15 protein-coding genes are annotated in these 17,426 nt (G+C 37.8%); 4 read left to right on the top strand and 11 right to left on the bottom strand.

All coding sequences use genetic code 11. The features are described 5' to 3' along the window. Positions 1–114 precede the first annotated feature (114 nt). Together I6F65_RS19565 and gshA are read right to left on the bottom strand one after the other, a co-directional pair. Positions 115–723: a hypothetical protein gene (locus I6F65_RS19565; protein ID WP_166114320.1), complete on the bottom strand. Its 609-nt coding sequence runs from the start codon at positions 721–723 to the stop codon at positions 115–117. 145 nt (positions 724–868) lie between these two features. Continuing rightward, positions 869–2,446 (bottom strand): glutamate--cysteine ligase, encoded by a 1,578-nt coding sequence (gshA, locus tag I6F65_RS19560; RefSeq protein WP_197114498.1) that lies wholly within the window; start codon positions 2,444–2,446, stop codon positions 869–871. 451 nt (positions 2,447–2,897) lie between these two features. Between gshA and I6F65_RS19555 the strand changes: the two genes are divergently transcribed. Next, on the top strand, positions 2,898–4,445 hold the full coding sequence (locus tag I6F65_RS19555) for a methyl-accepting chemotaxis protein (protein WP_197114496.1): 1,548 nt from the start codon (positions 2,898–2,900) through the stop codon (positions 4,443–4,445). Positions 4,446–4,503: 58 nt separating this feature from the next. On the opposite strand, the gene clpB is transcribed toward I6F65_RS19555, so the two are convergent. From clpB to rluD, 3 genes are all read right to left on the bottom strand, one after another. Then, positions 4,504–7,080 carry an ATP-dependent chaperone ClpB gene (clpB, locus tag I6F65_RS19550; RefSeq protein WP_197114494.1) on the bottom strand — a complete coding sequence of 859 codons (2,577 nt, stop codon included), beginning with the start codon at positions 7,078–7,080 and terminating at the stop codon, positions 4,504–4,506. Positions 7,081–7,181: 101 nt separating this feature from the next. Continuing rightward, positions 7,182–7,913, bottom strand: a complete 732-nt coding sequence (gene pgeF / locus I6F65_RS19545; protein ID WP_166109954.1) for a peptidoglycan editing factor PgeF — start codon at positions 7,911–7,913, stop codon at positions 7,182–7,184. Continuing rightward, on the bottom strand, positions 7,913–8,890 hold the full coding sequence (gene rluD / locus I6F65_RS19540; protein ID WP_024610207.1) for a 23S rRNA pseudouridine(1911/1915/1917) synthase RluD: 978 nt from the start codon (positions 8,888–8,890) through the stop codon (positions 7,913–7,915). The genes pgeF and rluD overlap by 1 nt, the downstream gene beginning before the upstream one ends. Positions 8,891–9,031: 141 nt before the next feature. On the opposite strand from rluD, the gene I6F65_RS19535 reads away from it, so the two are divergent. Further along, complete coding sequence (locus tag I6F65_RS19535; protein WP_024610208.1) at positions 9,032–9,793, top strand: outer membrane protein assembly factor BamD; 762 nt, start codon at positions 9,032–9,034, stop codon at positions 9,791–9,793. A 71-nt stretch (positions 9,794–9,864) separates the two neighbouring features. Here the strand turns inward: I6F65_RS19535 and glnB are convergent, their stop codons facing one another. After that, complete coding sequence (gene glnB / locus I6F65_RS19530; protein WP_024610209.1) at positions 9,865–10,203, bottom strand: nitrogen regulatory protein P-II; 339 nt, start codon at positions 10,201–10,203, stop codon at positions 9,865–9,867. 160 nt (positions 10,204–10,363) lie between these two features. On the opposite strand from glnB, the gene I6F65_RS19525 reads away from it, so the two are divergent. Both I6F65_RS19525 and I6F65_RS19520 read left to right on the top strand, forming a co-directional pair. Beyond that, positions 10,364–10,927 carry a GspH/FimT family pseudopilin gene (locus I6F65_RS19525; RefSeq protein WP_024610210.1) on the top strand — a complete coding sequence of 188 codons (564 nt, stop codon included), beginning with the start codon at positions 10,364–10,366 and terminating at the stop codon, positions 10,925–10,927. Between the two features lie 79 nt (positions 10,928–11,006). Next, positions 11,007–11,531, top strand: a complete 525-nt coding sequence (locus I6F65_RS19520) for a GspH/FimT family pseudopilin (protein ID WP_024610211.1) — start codon at positions 11,007–11,009, stop codon at positions 11,529–11,531. A 2-nt stretch (positions 11,532–11,533) separates the two neighbouring features. Here the strand turns inward: I6F65_RS19520 and I6F65_RS19515 are convergent, their stop codons facing one another. Genes I6F65_RS19515 through pilV form a run of 5 tightly spaced genes read right to left on the bottom strand, consistent with a single transcriptional unit; the run spans position 11,534 to position 17,185 of the window. After that, a complete protein-coding gene (locus I6F65_RS19515) occupies positions 11,534–11,947 on the bottom strand; it encodes a type IV pilin protein (RefSeq protein WP_197114491.1) in 414 nt (137 codons plus the stop codon). Positions 11,948–11,961: 14 nt separating this feature from the next. Continuing rightward, entirely contained in the window at positions 11,962–15,138 is a 3,177-nt protein-coding gene (locus tag I6F65_RS19510; protein WP_197114489.1) for a pilus assembly protein, read from the bottom strand. Between the two features lies 1 nt (position 15,139). After that, positions 15,140–15,640 carry a pilus assembly protein PilX gene (locus tag I6F65_RS19505; RefSeq protein ID WP_166109945.1) on the bottom strand — a complete coding sequence of 167 codons (501 nt, stop codon included), beginning with the start codon at positions 15,638–15,640 and terminating at the stop codon, positions 15,140–15,142. After that, on the bottom strand, positions 15,628–16,623 hold the full coding sequence (locus I6F65_RS19500; RefSeq protein WP_166109942.1) for a PilW family protein: 996 nt from the start codon (positions 16,621–16,623) through the stop codon (positions 15,628–15,630). The genes I6F65_RS19505 and I6F65_RS19500 overlap by 13 nt, the downstream gene beginning before the upstream one ends. Before the next feature lies 1 nt (position 16,624). After that, complete coding sequence (gene pilV, locus I6F65_RS19495; protein WP_197114487.1) at positions 16,625–17,185, bottom strand: type IV pilus modification protein PilV; 561 nt, start codon at positions 17,183–17,185, stop codon at positions 16,625–16,627. Positions 17,186–17,426 lie beyond the last annotated feature (241 nt).

Here is a 17,426-nt window from a genome sequence, read left to right as displayed (position 1 = left end):
CGAGGTGTGTGAAACCAAAACCCAGTAAATACCCCAATAAAAAACGCCAGTCAGCTGTTAACTGACTGGCATTAAGCCCAATGGCTCCTTTTTTACTAACAGCTATTTATAAAATCAACTAAATAAACGCTCTAACCAACCTTTATCTAATGATTCCTCACAACGCTTAAGCTGCGCTCCATAACGACTTGCACGATGTTTAACTTTATTAGCAACGCTCATCAGCCATTTTTTCTTTTTATATGTACCACGTTTATATCCGCCCCACCCTTCATGATAATTAAGGTATTGCGAGTAAGCATCCCATTTAGAAACCGCATTTACTTTATGCGTTTTATAAACAAACCATGCCATGAAGTCTATTGCATCATCAAAATCGTCTCTGTCGGCACCATTGTTACCTGTTTCGCGAATATAGTCTGACCATGTGGGTGTTTTTGCCTGTGAGTAACCATAAGCATCACTTGCGCGTCCTGTTGGTATTATCCATAAAAAATACTCCATTGGTGGTGCGGCATCATGTCTAAACGAGCTTTCTTGATACATCATGCTCATAAGTACGTGCTTGGGTGAACCCCACTTTTCTTGGGCATTTTTTGCATCAAAGTACCAGCTAGGTTTTTCTTCAAAAATCTTACAAATATCATCAGGTTGCTTAGGAGGAGCTGTAGCACAACCGGCTAAAGTGAGAGCTAGAGATAAAATAATTGCATTTTTTTTCATATTTTTTAGATCTCACTGAACTTTTATAAAAAGTGTGGGTCTGATTCTATAATGCAGCAGTACAGCATTGTTTCATCCCTGAAGAATATTTACGCAGCCATCTTGGGCTGCGTTTTTTTTGCTTTGAACTTAATTAGCGTTTAAATTATTTATGACTAAAGTACGTATCTAAGAATGCTGTAAACGATTGTGTGTCTGCTTGCTTAATTGCTACTTGCGCCTCATTCGATTTAACTACTTGCTGTTCAAGCCATGGTTTTAAAAACTCACTATAATCAGCTTCTTGATGGCTTTGCTTGTACTTATTAGCTAATGCTAATGCAAAGTGCCCATTATCTAAGCCAGATTCTTTTAGCTCACTAACATAACGACCAGAATAAGTGAGTACAGGATTATGTATCCACGTTGCCATTCGCTCTATCGTACTTGAATAATAAGTAACGCCATAAGCGCTATCCATCCATTTAGCTACATCGCGCAGTTGATCAAATATTTCATCACCCCACGATTGAAGGCTACGAGGTTGGTCATTAAAATTCAGCATCAAGCCTTCTTCTCGACCTTGATTTACAACGGTATCAAGATTTTCAGTACTGCGCGCTTGTTCTTTCCAATCCATTGGCATTGAATCTTTTAATAAACAATACGTTAAGAATACATCCAAAAAGTGAATTTGCTCTATATCAATACCAACTTCACTAAACGGGTTTACATCTAATGCACGAATTTCAACGTACTCAATACCGGCTCTAAGTAATGCGTCTGTAGGTGTTTCACCATTTTTTGCATTTCGCTTAGGGCGAACTGGTGAGTAAAATTCATTCTCTATTTGCAGAATGTTTTTATTAAGCTGTTTAGGGTCAGCACTAGTATAGTCATCAATATCACCATAAATTTCTGAAGGTGTATTAATTGCTTTTTTTAGCCCAACTACATATTCATCAAGCGAGTTGTACATTACACGCAATGAAGATTGAGCACTATTTGTATAACCTAAATTACCCAGTCGTAGAGCTGTACCTACTTCTAAATAAAGGGTGCCTTTACCGAGCTTTTTAAATGGCAGATCGGTTTTTCGACCTTGTAAAAATGAATGACATAACGCTGGTGATGCACCAAATAAATAGCTAATCAGCCATAATTCGCGTTTAAAATTACGAATAAGGCCCAAGTAACCGTCTGAAATGAAATCTTGTAATGTTGCATCACTTTTCTTTAATGAATGCAGCGATTGCCACAGCGTTTCTGGAAATGAAATATTGAAATGTACGCCAGCAATTGCCTGCATCATACTACCGTAGCGATTTTTCAAACCTTCGCGGTATAGTGTTTTCATTCTACCTGTATTAGAACTACCAAATTGAGCTAATACTATGTCATCTTGATGCTCTATAAAGCACGGCATACTGATAGGCCAAAGTAACTCATCACCCATTTTTTCAAGAGTAAATTTTTGCAGGTCTTTTAATTGCTTAATAGTTTGTGCAGATGACTCACTAACAGGAGTAATAAATTCAAGTAAAGACTCGGAGAAATCTGTTGTGATATGCCCATTAGTTAATGCACTTCCCACCCCTTTCGGATGCCCTTGAGCAGAAATAGCCCCACTGCCTTGTATTCTTAGCGACTCTCGCTCAATGCCACGTTTAATGCCTTTAACTGCGTATTGGTGCTCATCTGCTGATAACGCGTTAAGTGCGTTTGTTAGATCATGTGTTGTCAAAAAATGCTTCCTCGGGCCACGTGGCTTAATCATAGGGTTATGGGGGCTAATCACTTATTACTCAAGATTAAATTGCTAAGAACAATGTAATTTTTTTGATTAATAGCTGCATGCCCTGCTTTGAACATAAGCTGATACGACCAACATCATACTATAGACCGTAATCTTGCCATTGCTCTTAACATTATACAATTGCTTTGCGCGTGTAATTTATTAAATACTTAATCTGCGGCATACATAAGTATTAAATTCAGTAAACCAATAGACCGACCTTTATATAAAAAAGATTCATGACGCTTTCAACTAATCAGAGTTTATTATCAAAACACTTGATATAGATCATAAAAATGTAAAGTTTTAATTGTAAGTACTTATAGAGCAGCCCATTTTTTTGCTTTGTACTTAGTAAACAATATAATAGCGCCAACTATAAAGGATGGCAGTAAATACAGTGAGCAGTAATAAAAGCTTAAAAAATGAAGAGGTTCTCTTTGATGAATCACAACAACTCGTCTCAACAACCGATCTTAAAGGTGTAATTACTTACGTAAACCATGAGTTTTGCGATATTGCAGGATATAGCGCACAAGAACTCATTGGAGAAAACCACAGTATTGTGCGCCATCCTGACATGCCCAAAGCTGCATTTAAAGAAATGTGGGCTACCTTAAAACAAGGTCATTCTTGGCGTGGAATGGTAAAAAACCGCTGCAAAGACGGACGCTATTATTGGGTTGATGCATTCGTAACGCCTATTTTTGAGCATGGTCAATTAATTGGTTATCAATCAGTAAGAACTAAAGCGAGTCAGCAACTAAAACAACATGCGCAAACTCTTTATAATAAATTAAATAAAGGTAAGTCATTATATAATTTTCGAGAAAGAACACATGTAAGGCAAAGCATTACTATTATTGGCATATTAATTTGGTTGATCGCAATTGCTCTATTAAGCTCTTTGGCTATAGCACTAATTAATTTATTAGTTTGCATTTTTGTTATTGCATTTAATTACGATGAATTAATTGCAACCCCTAAAATATTAAAAAAGCAAAAAGCTAAATCTGATTCAGTTTCGCGCTATATATACAGCGGAAGTAATCCTCATAGTATCAGTGACTATAGGGAGCAAATGCTTAGTGCCAAATTACGAACTGTGCTTGGTCGCATGCAAGATTCAACACTAAGCTTTAATAATATTGCGACACACTTAGATGAGCAATCAACATTAACTGAAAAAGGTATTGCTTCACAGAGTGAACGCCTAGAACAAATAGCGTCAGCTATGGCACAGATGAGTTCAACAATTGGCGAAATATCTAATAACACTCATCACACTGCTGATAAAGTAAATGTTACACATAAAAGTTGCTCTAATATAAAACAGCATATAGCTGATAACAGTTCAATGGTGTCTGATTTAGCCAGTCAGGTAGATCAAGCGGCTACAACCGCAAGTAGCCTAGCGTCAGAAGCTGATAAAATAGGTCAGGTAATGAGTGAAATTGAAGGCATTGCCGATCAAACTAACTTACTCGCACTAAATGCTGCAATTGAGGCTGCTCGTGCTGGCGAACATGGTCGTGGCTTTGCCGTCGTTGCAGATGAAGTTAGAGCTTTATCATCAAGAACTCAAAATGCTACAGCACAAATTCATAGTTCCATTAAAGAAATTCAAAGTACTTTATTTGATTGGTCTAAAATAATGCAGAACACAAAAAATCAAGCTGATAATTGTGTAAGTAAAACAGCTCAAACTCAAGTTGCACTTGACGATATTTTTATTCAGATAAGTGAAATATCACAGCTTGCCACTCAAATATCGACTGCTGCAGAACAACAGCAAGTGGTTAGTAGCGACATAGGCGCTAATGTTACACAAATCAAAGAACTTGGTGACAGTAATTTAAGCCTAAGCTTTAATGTGGCTAAAGGGTCGGCTGAACTTGTTGAAGGCTCTCGTAAAGTAAATGATTTACTACTGACCTTTAGAGTTTAATAAACATTAAAAAGCCGCTATTTTTAGCGGCTTTTCGTTTAAACGACTTGGTTAATAGCTATCGGCTGGTAAATAGTAATCCATTATCATCTGCGTCAATAGCAATAACACTACCAGGTAAATAATCACCATTGAGTAGCTTTTGTGCTAACGGGTTTTCAATCGTTTGCTGAATAGCACGCTTAAGTGGACGAGCACCATAAACGGGATCAAAACCACTCGCTGCAATTCGCTCAAGTGCCGCATCACTAATATCGAGTAAGTACCCCATCTCAGTTAACCGCTCACGTAACTTCATCAGTTGAATATCAGCAATCTCTTTTATGTGATTGTTTGCTAATGGATGGAAAACCACGGTTTCGTCAATACGGTTAATAAATTCAGGTCTAAATTCATTTATTAATACTTCCATCACTTTTGTTTTAAGCGTTGCATAATCATTATTACCCGCTTGTTCTTGAATGATGTCTGAGCCTAAATTTGAAGTCATAATAATAACTGTATTTTTAAAGTCGACAGTCCTACCTTGCCCATCAGTTAAACGACCATCGTCTAATACTTGCAGTAAAATATTAAAAACATCAGGATGTGCTTTTTCTATTTCATCAAGCAAAATGACTGAATAAGGTTTGCGACGAACTGCCTCGGTTAAATAACCGCCTTCTTCGTAACCAACGTAACCTGGAGGCGCACCAACTAAACGTGCAACCGAATGTTTTTCCATAAATTCAGACATATCGATGCGTACCATCGCATCTTCAGTATCAAACATAAAACCAGCTAAAGCTTTAGTCAGCTCTGTTTTACCCACCCCTGTTGGACCTAAAAACAAAAATGAACCAATAGGACGATTAGGATCAGCAAGCCCGGCACGTGAGCGTCGTATTGCGTTAGAAACGGCAACAACAGCTTCATCTTGACCAATAACTTTACTGTGCAGCTGATCTTCCATTTGCAATAGTTTTTCGCGCTCACCTTGCAGCATACGTGCAACAGGAATACCAGTCCAACGCGATAGTATTTCAGCTATTTCGTCTTCACCCACTTGGTTTTTAAGTAAGGTCATTTCTTGCATTTCGGCTTGTGAAGCCAAATCGAGCTTACGTTCCAGTTCAGGAATTCGACCATATTGTAGCTCTGACATACGTTGTAAATCGCTTGCTCTGCGTGCTACATCTAAATCTAACCTTGCTTGCTCAAGTTCAGCTTTAATAACTTGAGTGCCTTGCAGTGAAGCCTTCTCTGCATTCCATACTTCGTCAAGCTCACGGTATTCCATTTCAAGGTCGGCAATTAACTCTTGCATTTCGCTACGACGTTTTTGACTCGCTTCGTCTTTTTCTTTAGCGAGTGCGTTATCTTCAAGTTTTAATTGAATGATACGGCGCTCGAGCTTATCTAAAGACTCTGGTTTAGAGTCTATTTGTAAGCGAATAGATGAACCAGCCTCGTCAATTAAATCAATCGCTTTGTCAGGTAACTGACGGTCACTAATGTAACGGTGAGACAATTGAGCGGCAGCCACAATAGCAGGATCGGTAATTTCTACTGAATGGTGTAGCTCGTAACGCTCTTTTAGCCCTCGCAAAATTGCAATGGTATCTTCAACTGAAGGTTCTTCAATTAATACCTTTTGAAAACGTCGCTCTAGTGCTGCGTCCTTCTCTATATATTTACGGTATTCATCAAGAGTTGTTGCACCTACGCAATGTAACTCACCGCGTGCTAGAGCTGGCTTTAACATATTGCCGGCATCCATTGCCCCTTCGCTTTTACCTGCGCCAACAATCGTATGAATTTCATCAATAAATAAAATCACTTGGCCTTCTTCTTTCGCCAGTTCATTTAATACTGATTTTAAACGTTCTTCAAACTCTCCACGGTATTTTGCACCGGCAACTAATGCACCTAAATCGAGTGATAGTACCCGTTTGTTTTTTAGACCTTCAGGTACTTCCCCATTAATAATACGTTGTGCTAACCCTTCTGCAATCGCTGTTTTACCAACACCTGGTTCACCTATTAATACCGGATTATTTTTAGTTCGACGCTGTAAAACTTGAATTGTTCGGCGAATTTCATCATCACGTCCAATAACAGGGTCTAACTTCCCCTGCTCTGCGCGCTCAGTCAAATCTATAGTAAATTTTTCAAGTGCTTGACGTGTTTCTTCTGCATTTGGGTCATCTACCTTTTGACCACCACGAATCGCTTTAATCGCGCTCTCAATTTTAGTGGAGGTAATATTTAATGATCTGAATATATTACCAAGCGGACCTTTATCATCGCACGCAGCAAGAACAAACAGTTCACTTGATATATATTTGTCTTTGCGTTTTTGAGCGTATTTATCACATAAATTGATAAGTGAAGCCATATTATTCGACAACTGCACATCGCCGCCGACTCCCTCTACCTTAAAAAGCTTTTCTATTTCTTGTGATAATTTAGTATTGAGTTCATCAGCACTAACACCTGTTTGGGCAAACAACGCGCGCACACTTGAGCCACTTTGCTGAAGTAGTGAGTACATTAAATGAACTGGTTCTATAAATTGATGATCGCGGCCAAGAGCCAAAGATTGCGCATCAGAAAGCGCAGATTGAAATTTACTTGTAAATCGATCTAAACGCATTGGGGTTTACCTATTTAATAAATAACGAATTACTTAATTAATGGGTATGTTTAGGTGTTTGTTCAAGGTGCTGGAGAAAATATAATCAGTATAACGAAAAATTACTTGCGCCAGATCAAAGTTCCCATACGTCCGGTTTGTCCGTTTCTCCTGTAGGAAAAAAACAACTGATGCTGAGAAACAGTGCAATACTCTCCTCCAGTAATATTTCTAATTCCTAATTGGTTTAATAAAATGCGTGCTATAGCATAAATATCAGCTAGAAACTTCTGATTAGCTTGTGGTTTAAAAGCAGCTTCGAATAAAGGGCTTTTTGCCTTAAATAGTTCAAAAACATCTGCCCCCACTTCAAATTGGCTAGGACCAATGGCTGGGCCTAACCATGCATTAATATGCTCACATTTAGCACTAAAACAATTAAATGTATTTTCAATTATTTCCCGCTCCAAACCTCGCCATCCACCATGAATAGCAGCTACTTCTTTACCATCATTACTGGCAAGTAAAATAGGTAAACAATCAGCGGTCATAATTGCTAAAGGTTGGTTAGAGAGTTTTGTGTAAAGTGCATCGCCTGTATGAGTTGCAGTGTAATCAAACGACTCATCGACAATTAATACATCTGCACTGTGAACTTGGTCTATCCACACAGCTTGTTTTGGAATAAAGGTATTTAATAAAGAGCGATTTTTTAAAACATTTTGTGGATTATCACCAACGTGGAGCCCTAAGTTTAAACTTTTAAACGGTCCCTCTGAAACGCCACCTTCACATGTGGTACTTAACGTACCCACATTGTGAAGATTTTGCCATGTTGCTGACAACAACTGCATTAATAATCGATATTAGGATTGGCTTTCGTATCTTCACGAAGTGCAAGTGTCATCGCTACCATATCATCTGGTATAGGTGCTTGCCATGTCATCATTTCACCTGTAATTGGGTGAGCAATACTTAATTTTACTGCATGTAATGCTTGGCGTCTAAAGCTGCGAAGTAACTCAAACAACTCAGGTGTTGCACCTTTTGGTGGGCGCGGACGACCTCCATACGATTGGTCACCAATTAGCGGGTGATTCAAATGAGCCATATGCACTCGAATTTGGTGTGTACGACCAGTCTCTAAACGTAAGCGCAAACGCGTGTGAGCACGAAACTTTTCAGCTACTCGATAGTGCGTAATCGCAGGCTTACCCATTTCATGCACTGCCATATGAGTACGTTGAGTAGGATGACGACCAATTGGTTTTTCAACCATACCACCGGCAGTCATTGTTCCATTGCAAAGTGCTTCATATTCACGCGTAAAGTTTTCGCGTTTTTGTAACGCAGTCACTAAATGTGTTTGCGCCGGAATTGTTTTAGCTACAACCATTAATCCAGTCGTATCTTTATCAAGTCTGTGAACAATACCTGCACGCGGTACATTAATAATTTCTGGGTAATAATGTAAAAGTGCATTTAGCACTGTTCCATTTGGATTACCTGCACCAGGGTGAACAACTAAACCCATTGGCTTATTAATAACTAAAATATCATCGTCTTCATAAACGATGTTTAATTTGATATCTTGTGCTTCATATTCACGTGGGGCTTCAATTGTTGTCTCAATATTAAGAAGCTCACCACCAAGTAACTTGGCACGTGGAGTGTTTAACATTTCACCATCAACGGTTACTTTATCATCCAAAATCCACGTTTTTATACGTGAACGTGAATAATCAGGGAACAATTGTGCTAATACTTGGTCTAGACGTTTACCACCTAAGTCGGTTGAGACTTCGGCTTGAAGAGAAATTTTCTCTGACATTAGTAACTTTACCCAATTTACCAGTGCAAGCTTTGCTCGACTGGGTTAGAATCGCTTTTAATAAAAGCATAATATAATACGCATAGTTTACTCGGTTTTACCGACTTGGCCTAGCCGAAGACATCGAAGGTAACAAATAAAATGATAAATAAAATAGGGAAACGTGCATTTGCCATTGTTTTTTCAGTTTCTGTACTTAGTTTAGGTGCTTGTTCATCGGCACCTGACCAAGAAGATATTCAACGCGTACCAAATCGCTCTGCACAAGCTTTGTATGAAGACGCAAAAGAAACGTTAGATTCTGGTTTATACGCACGCGCAATTGAACTTTTAAGTGCAATAGACTCTCGTTACCCATTTGGACCGTTCTCTAAGCAAGTACAAATGGATTTAGTGTATGCACATTACCAATCAGGAAACACTGAGCAAGCATTAGCGACAGTAGACCGTTTTATACGTCTAAATCCAAATCATAAAGATTTGGATTACATGTATTACATGCGTGGCTTAGTAAATATTAAAGCTGATAAAAATGCATTCCAAGAATACTTTGGTGTAGATAGAGCTGATAGAGATGCAAACCGTACACGTGTTGCATTTACTGATTTATCGACTCTTGTTAAGCGTTTTCCTAAAAGCGATTACGCACCTGAGGCAAAACGTCGTTTAGTCTGGCTTTTAAATCGAATGGCACGTTATGAGCTAAAAGTAGCAACCTATTATTATGAACGTGAAGCTTATTTAGCTGCAGCTAACCGTGGTAAGTTTGTTGTTGAGCATTATTCGCAAAGTAGTTACTTAGACCCAGCACTAGATATGATGGTAAAAAGCTACGATAAATTAGGCTTAACCGAGCTAAGCGAACACGCAAAACAAACACGAAGACTAAATAATAGAAAATAATAAACTAAAAAGGCGCTTGTTAAACAAGCGCCTTTTTACTATCTAGAATGTGTGGGTAAATAACTCACAATTTAAATAGCCTCTTCGTCTTCTTCTGCTGTACGAATACGTATTACGCGCTCTACATCAGTGACGAATATTTTACCATCGCCAATTTTTCCTGTTTGTGCTGTTTTTACAATCACTTCAATTGCACGCTCAACATCTTCATCACTTAGTACAATATCTAATTTTACCTTTGGTAAAAAATCAACCATGTACTCAGCACCACGATATAGCTCTGTATGACCTTTTTGACGTCCAAAACCTTTAACTTCGCTTACAGTCATGCCGTTAATGCCGACTTCAGATAATGCTTCACGAACATCGTCTAATTTAAAAGGTTTGATGATGGCTTCTATTTTTTTCATATTAATTACTTTCTAAAGCTTCAGTTGTCTCGATTTTAGACAATCATAAGGCTCATAGCAAACAAAGCAATTGAATTGCGGTGATAAAACAATCAGTCATGGTATAATTATCACTATAAAAATAACTATACTTAAATTACTGCAGCAAATGAGAATAAATATGAAAAATAAACACAATGGATTTACTATTTTAGAACTTATGGTAACTGTTGCTATCGTTGGTATCGTTGCTTCTATCGCTATTTGGAATAGCAGCGACATGTTAGAAGAAAACCGTGCTGAAAACTTTTTATTAGAATTAAAAAGAAATATTAGCTACGCTCGTGCACAAGCTGCAAGTACTGATGAAATAGTTGTAATTTGCCCAGCACCCAATACAGTTACAAGTGATAGCACAAGCCTCGAATGTCAAAGCGAATGGGACTCAACTAATACCGTTATTTTATTTATAGATACAAATAATGATGGTACTTATAAAAGCGCAAACGATAGTCTATTACGCGTAATGTCAGAAACTCCGTCTAGTGACAAAATAAAATTCTCTGGTAATAATAGCCTTCGATTTAATACGAGTGGTCGTATTACAACAAGTTTAGCTGGCTCAGGTAACTTTACGGGCTTTGTATATTGCCCCAATAGTGATAATGAAAATAACAAAGCACTTAGCGTATCTGTATCAGGAACCGCTTTTTATCTTGGTGATACCGACGAAACATGCGGTTAAAAAACACACAATTTCATCTTGTCATATTTGTATCATTTACTAGACTGAGTTAATCATTTATTAACTCAGGTCTTCAAGGATGAGGTTATCAATATTAAAAAGCAAAGGTGTTACCCTTATTGAATTAATGGTTTCTCTTGCCATTGTCAGTATTATTAGCCAAATATCGATGTGGTTTTACTCTGATTTTTTAGCTAAAAACAGATTAGATAACCATGTAAACCTCCTTCACCGAAATATCACCTATGGTCGATTATACGCAATTGAAAATGGCACCTACGTTACACTCTGCGCATTAAAAAATAGCCAATGTACAAACGATGAATGGGGTGCTCAAATGTCACTCTTCATAGATAAAAATAAATCAACCACATTGGATGACGATGAACTACTTATAAGTACATTCGAAAAAGTACACGATGCTGACAGTTTAGAATACCCTAGAAATGCAATTACATTTCGCCCAGATGGGTCATTAAATGGTTTTCAAAATGGCACTTTTATATATTGCCCAAACGAAAAAACCAACCTCGAAGGGTTGGCTTTGTCTGTAAGTCAAACTGGCAGAATACGCATTAAATCAACAGATAAATGCCAGGAATAAAATCATCTACTCCAACAGTAGGCTTTGTCTTTAGAGCCTGTTGAGCCCTTTAAGCCAATATCTGTAATTGTTAAAGTTGTGCAGTCACCGTCACCTGCAACAGGACCTGAGTCTGCAGTTGCGGTAAAAACGAATGTGTTTTTGTCTGCGTTTAACACTACCGAGAGTTTAAAATATCCATTTTCAGTTGTGTCTGTAATTCCCAAGTTAGCAAGTACGTCTGCGTATTCCCTGTTATCAACAAAAAATTGCTCTTGCTTATTAGCTGCATCTAACAAAGTGGCTGCAGCTTCTGCTCGCGCAGCTCGTTTTACATATTCAGTATAATTAGGAAGTGCTATTGCAGCTAAAATGCCGACAATAGCGACTGCTATCATCAGCTCAATTAATGTAAAGCCTCGTTGTAGTTTACTCATTTAACAGCCCTTCTTTAATCATTTTGAACTTCATCATTTTCTTCACGTTTATAAATGTATGTTTGTTGTGTGCTAAAGCCAAAACCAACAGAATTATCATCTACTAACTTTATTTTTCCATCAACAACCTTTAAACCAGGGCCATTAACTTTGATAGGCACCATCAGTTCTTGTTCTCCTGCGACTAGCGGACCAGGAAAATAAAATTTACTTTCAGGTACTTTTGAATCATCGTCATCACACTTTCCATCGCTGTTTGAATCTGCACAAGTAGAGCCAAAATATAACTGAGGAGTGTCTGGTACATCATAACTTGTTGTAAATCTGAGTGAATCGTATACTTTCGTTCCGTAATGTAAATGGAAAGCATAAAGCGAACCACCGCCACCACTAAGTGAACATTGATTCTCAGTTGAGGTATCTGATGCAGGCGTAAAAGAAGTAAAGTAAGCAACACCACCAACAACGGTTGCCGCAGCTAACGATTTTTCTCCAGTACCTAGCTCATATCGCCAACCTTGGAATTCAGCCAAATCAGCTTCAAGCTCAACAAACTGATCAATGTCATCTAAAGAATTACCAAAGGGGTCTGAGTTCATAGGCATTAAATCGACAGGTTTAATCGGTTCAGGCTTATTATCTTTAAATGATTTTGTTACTGTATTTTCATCACGAATCATAAATAATTGATTTTGTTCGCTCGTACTTGTTGGTTTAGAGCGGTTACCACTACCAATAACAATTGCATCATAAGGAGTATCTAAACGAGTAGTTACCTTCTCGCCGTTTATGTCTGTTTCGGTAACTTTACTAAATGTAGTACGAGCAACAAGTGGTTTGTAAAAAAAGCGCCTATCTTCTGTCGCAGAACTGCTCCCTAATTCAGCAAGCTTAAAATGACTAAACCCACTAGATGACTCCCCGGGCATATCAATTCGCCAAATATCTCCGCCTGTATCGGCAGCATAAATACGATCAATGTAACCATCATAATCAGAATCAAGTGTAGTAACGTCTGCTGCAATACTATGTCGACCTTCAAAGCCATTACTGTTAGGTGTTAACGCCCAAACTAATTTACCTGTTTCAGCTTCAACAATATAAACACCTCGACCAGTATTATCCTCACTGCGTATTGCTTCATCTTTATTCGTATCGTAACCTGCGCCAAACACTAATAATGGCTTATCACCAAACGCTTTAATATAAGCTATTTGTGGCTTAGACCACGTTTGTGCAAGCTCTACAAAATCACCTTTGCCACCTTCAATTGGTTTATCCCACAGTTTAACGGGTACATTAGGGTTAGTAATATTTAATGCGTAATAGTTTTTGCCGCCTCTGCGCATTCCAGCAAAGGCCCAAACGTCATCACCACTGCTTGCATCAATTACACCATCGTTTAAGCCATCATTATTTAAGCTTTTATCACTGAAGTACACACTAATAGGACCATCCATACCGTATACTTTTTTGTCAGCTTGATTTTCACGAAGAGGTTCAATTATGTCGTAGAGCGCAGAAGGAATAAATGCCCAGCTTTCGCTAACGGTATTACCACTGTCTTTAAACATATGTAAAAAGCCAGCATTAGTACCTATAAGTATGCGAACGTCATCATTGCCATAATCTATAGCTAATGGTTTAGAATGTAGTGGATCACCAAAGATATCACTTCGCTTATCATCAGATTTTCCATCTCCATCTTCATCATCAACATCAATACCCATCGCCCACTTAATATCATCATTAGACAGACCAAATGGGTTGTTAGCAATTAACCCGAGAACACCTGCAATAATAGATGTATTAAAAGTGACTATTGAGCCTTCTTTTTCTGTGTATAAATTTCTTGATGCTGTATTGGTTAAATTTAAATTCACACCACCTTGAGCAACTAAATTACCATCTGCTGGCTCATCACTTGGTAACCAAAATGTTTTTGCATTTTCATCAATTAATCCAACACTATTAATTGCGGGAGTGTCTGTGGAATCTACAATTTGCTCACCGGATACTTTTAATTTTTTTAAATTACCACGCCAACGAGCTCCCGTTTCAGGGTAAAACATAGCAAAATAAACAGCATCACGACTTCGCGTTTGATCTACGTTATTACTCGCCACTGAAGGCGATGAAAAACTATCATTTACTTCTCTAATTCTTGAAATAGTATTTTTTAATGCTTCAGATAAAGCTTCAGATGTTCGAGCTTCCAAGTACTGACCACCACCAACAGAAGCAGCACCCTCTAATAACTTAATGCCGTCTTCACTCATACCTGTACCAAAACCAATGGTATATACTCTACCAGTATCTAAAACATCGCTGGTATCTGTATATAAATCTACCTTTGTGTTGTTGGTGCCATGAATAATTTTAGATAAAGCAACTAAATAGCTATTAGAATAATCACCACTCACAAAAGGAATCGAGTCGTCAAATATATCATTGTGCACATTCTTTATTTGATTATCGCGACCACTATCATTAGTTGGGTCGCCATCTGTCATTAATATCAAATTTATTGAGTTATCACACCTCAAAGGGTCGCCTGAATTTTTTTTAAAAGGTGACTTATAGCTCCCGTTTGCATCTGCGCTTTTATCTCGATTGTTTATACCATTTGCAAAATCGAGACTTGCACCTGTTATATAACGGTATGCTTCCCAGAGAGTCTCTGTTATTGGCGTTGAACCACTTGCTGGCAAGTCATCAATCTCACTTAATATATTTGATTTACTAGCGCCAGATCTTGCAAGTACATAACCTCCAGAGTTTCCGTTAAAACGCATTAAACCAAAATCAATATCATCGTTGTCATTTACTAGTTGTTTGATCGCATTTTTAGCGACTAAAAGTCGGCTATCTTGACAATTAGGTGCGTATGAAGAAGAACCAGTTTTTCTGTAGCATTGCTCTTCTAATAGGTAGGTGTTTTTACTCTCAAAACAATTACTTTCATAGGCAAAAAGACTGCCATTATTATTTCGACCTATCTGATAACACTGCCCACCATCAGTTACATCCCAAGCCATACTCCCTGAAGTATCAAATATCATTAATACTCTTGGGTTTTCATCTGTTTCTACATCATGATTTACATAAAGCTCTATATCTTCAGCGGCTGCTGACATACTCAGTGTTAATCCCAATAATGAGGCAAACACTTTTTTAAATTTAAATTTCATCTTAAATCCCCTTGTTTACGCTCACCATTTCTTGGGCTACACCGGTAACAATAGTAAGTTCATGCTTACTTTTAGAACCGTATTTTTTAGTAGTTGATACCTGTACCATATTACATGCAAGACCCGCAGTACTGGCAAAACGACGCGGGCACTCTAAATCAAGTATTCCCTTATTTAAATTTATCATTTTGCTTTTCATATCATTATGTTCAGCAATGAGCATACCGCTATTATCCGCTGCTATTTCAGTTACCTCTTCAGGTGATAAAAAAAACTGATTAGCAGCACCTTTAGTTGCCTCATCAGAGATCATTCGCTGTACTTCACCTATAAGCTCGTTTTCAGCTACTTCACGTTCTTGTGCTGCATTAGTTATCTTTACGTCAATACTGCTACTACTCATTAATGTGACAGCGATTCCTGTTACAGCTATGACCATTATAAGTGCAGTGATAAGCACAACACCTTGTTGATTTTTTGCTTGTTTATTTAAATGCTCCATAGATTTGACCCTATATTATTAAAGCGAATAGTTGTAGTAAATACGGTACGTCTAAAGTTATCTGTAAACGTTAATTCACGATTATTTGCATCTTCTCCAAGTATATATTTTTGATTTTTAATACTTAGACCAGCATCTGGTTGCAATGCTCTAATTAATAAAAACACCTGTACAGTTAAAATACCTTTACGATTTTCCCAGTTGCTGGGAGTCATATCATTAATACTTCTATACGTATCTACTCGACTATCATTTGTAGTATCTAGACCAAAAACAAAGCGCATATTTTCAACCCCCTCCATGATCGTCTCAGCCCTAACTTCGTCATTAACTAGCCGATTACGCATCAATGCAGGAACGGTTAAACTTTTATTATTCACTTGATAAGTTTGCTCTGAAATATAATACGTATGGTGGCTGTAAGGCCAAACTGTTGCGTTAACGCTTAACGATGCAGGATCAACAACCCCTCGAACAAAACGAGCTTGCTCTTGCTCTGCAACAAAGTAATTTTGGCTATCTTGTGTTTCATTATTGCCAGCCTGAACAGTTAACTGATCACCTTGCAAAAACTTTACTTGTAAAATATCAGTACCTATTAATGAGTTATTAATACAACTAAGCTCATCCGCGCCATTGGCTGTTTTTGCGTATAAAGTTCTAAAGTTACTGGTACTTGCTAAATCTGGAAAACTGCCGTTATTAAGCCCTTCAAAGCAATCATTTGTTGGCGTAGCTAATGTTGTGGTATTCATAGCAGTAAATGAATCATCGTAGTAGGTACCCCAAAAGCCAACTTGCTCAATATCACGCTGCATAATATTTATAGCTAAACGACCCGACTCTTGAAGTTCACCTATGGTCATCGTGTCTTTGGTTGTTACTTTCATACCAATATAAGTAAACATGACGCCGCCAAGCACTAATCCGCCAATAAATAGCGAAATCATTACCTCTACAAGCGTAAAACCTTTTTGCTTCATGCTAACTCCTTAAATAAATATAACTAGTTAAAACAACTAAACGACGCTTGTTATCAGCTGTTCCACAGCTTATTGCGCCAGTGTCTGCGTTTGCAATAAACTCTTGGCGACCTTGCCAAGACACAATAACTTCAATATTAAAAGCTTTACCACCAGAATTTGCCACTGCAACCGGATTAATACACACATTTGCATCATCTAATGAGCCAGTGTTGTTTCTGGCCTGTATTGCACGCTTCCACTGTTCAAGGTCAAGTAAAGCAATTTGCTCAGCACTGCATGAACTACCAAAACATGTTGTTGACGAACTTGCTGGTGTTTTACTCGTAAAGTCTTTCTTATAATGTGCAACTAACTGAGATGTATCGTTAGCACGAATACGTTGAATAATGTCATTTCCCAGAGCGACTGCGGCGGCGCGCTGCATAGAGTCAAAACTAGCTTGTTTTGCTTTTGCTTGTAACGCAACAGCACCTAATAGACCAAAGCTGAGAATAATAAATGCGATAAGAACTTCAATTAATGTGAAGCCCTTTTGCACTTTAAAATGATGAGATTGCATATAAAAACCAAATAAAAATTACCTGATTGTAAGTTTAAGCAATTAAAATGTAGATTCAAGTGAGATTAGGATAGACGGTTATATTTGTTGATAAACGGTTAATAAAATAATTTTACTTAGTCGCACTTCATAGGTTAGACATTAAGAGATAATTGGATTCAGGCCGCATTTTAATCGTCCTTTTTCTTTATCTCTTTTTGGGTTCGCTCTTCGTGCATATTTTGACAAAAAACTGATAGTT

Origin of the sequence: Pseudoalteromonas sp. SWXJZ94C (genome assembly GCF_015864385.1) — a bacterium.
Lineage (GTDB): Bacteria > Pseudomonadota > Gammaproteobacteria > Enterobacterales > Alteromonadaceae > Pseudoalteromonas.
The sequence above is the reverse complement of the archived record's forward strand: the minus strand, read 5'-3'. Positions and strand labels throughout refer to the sequence as shown.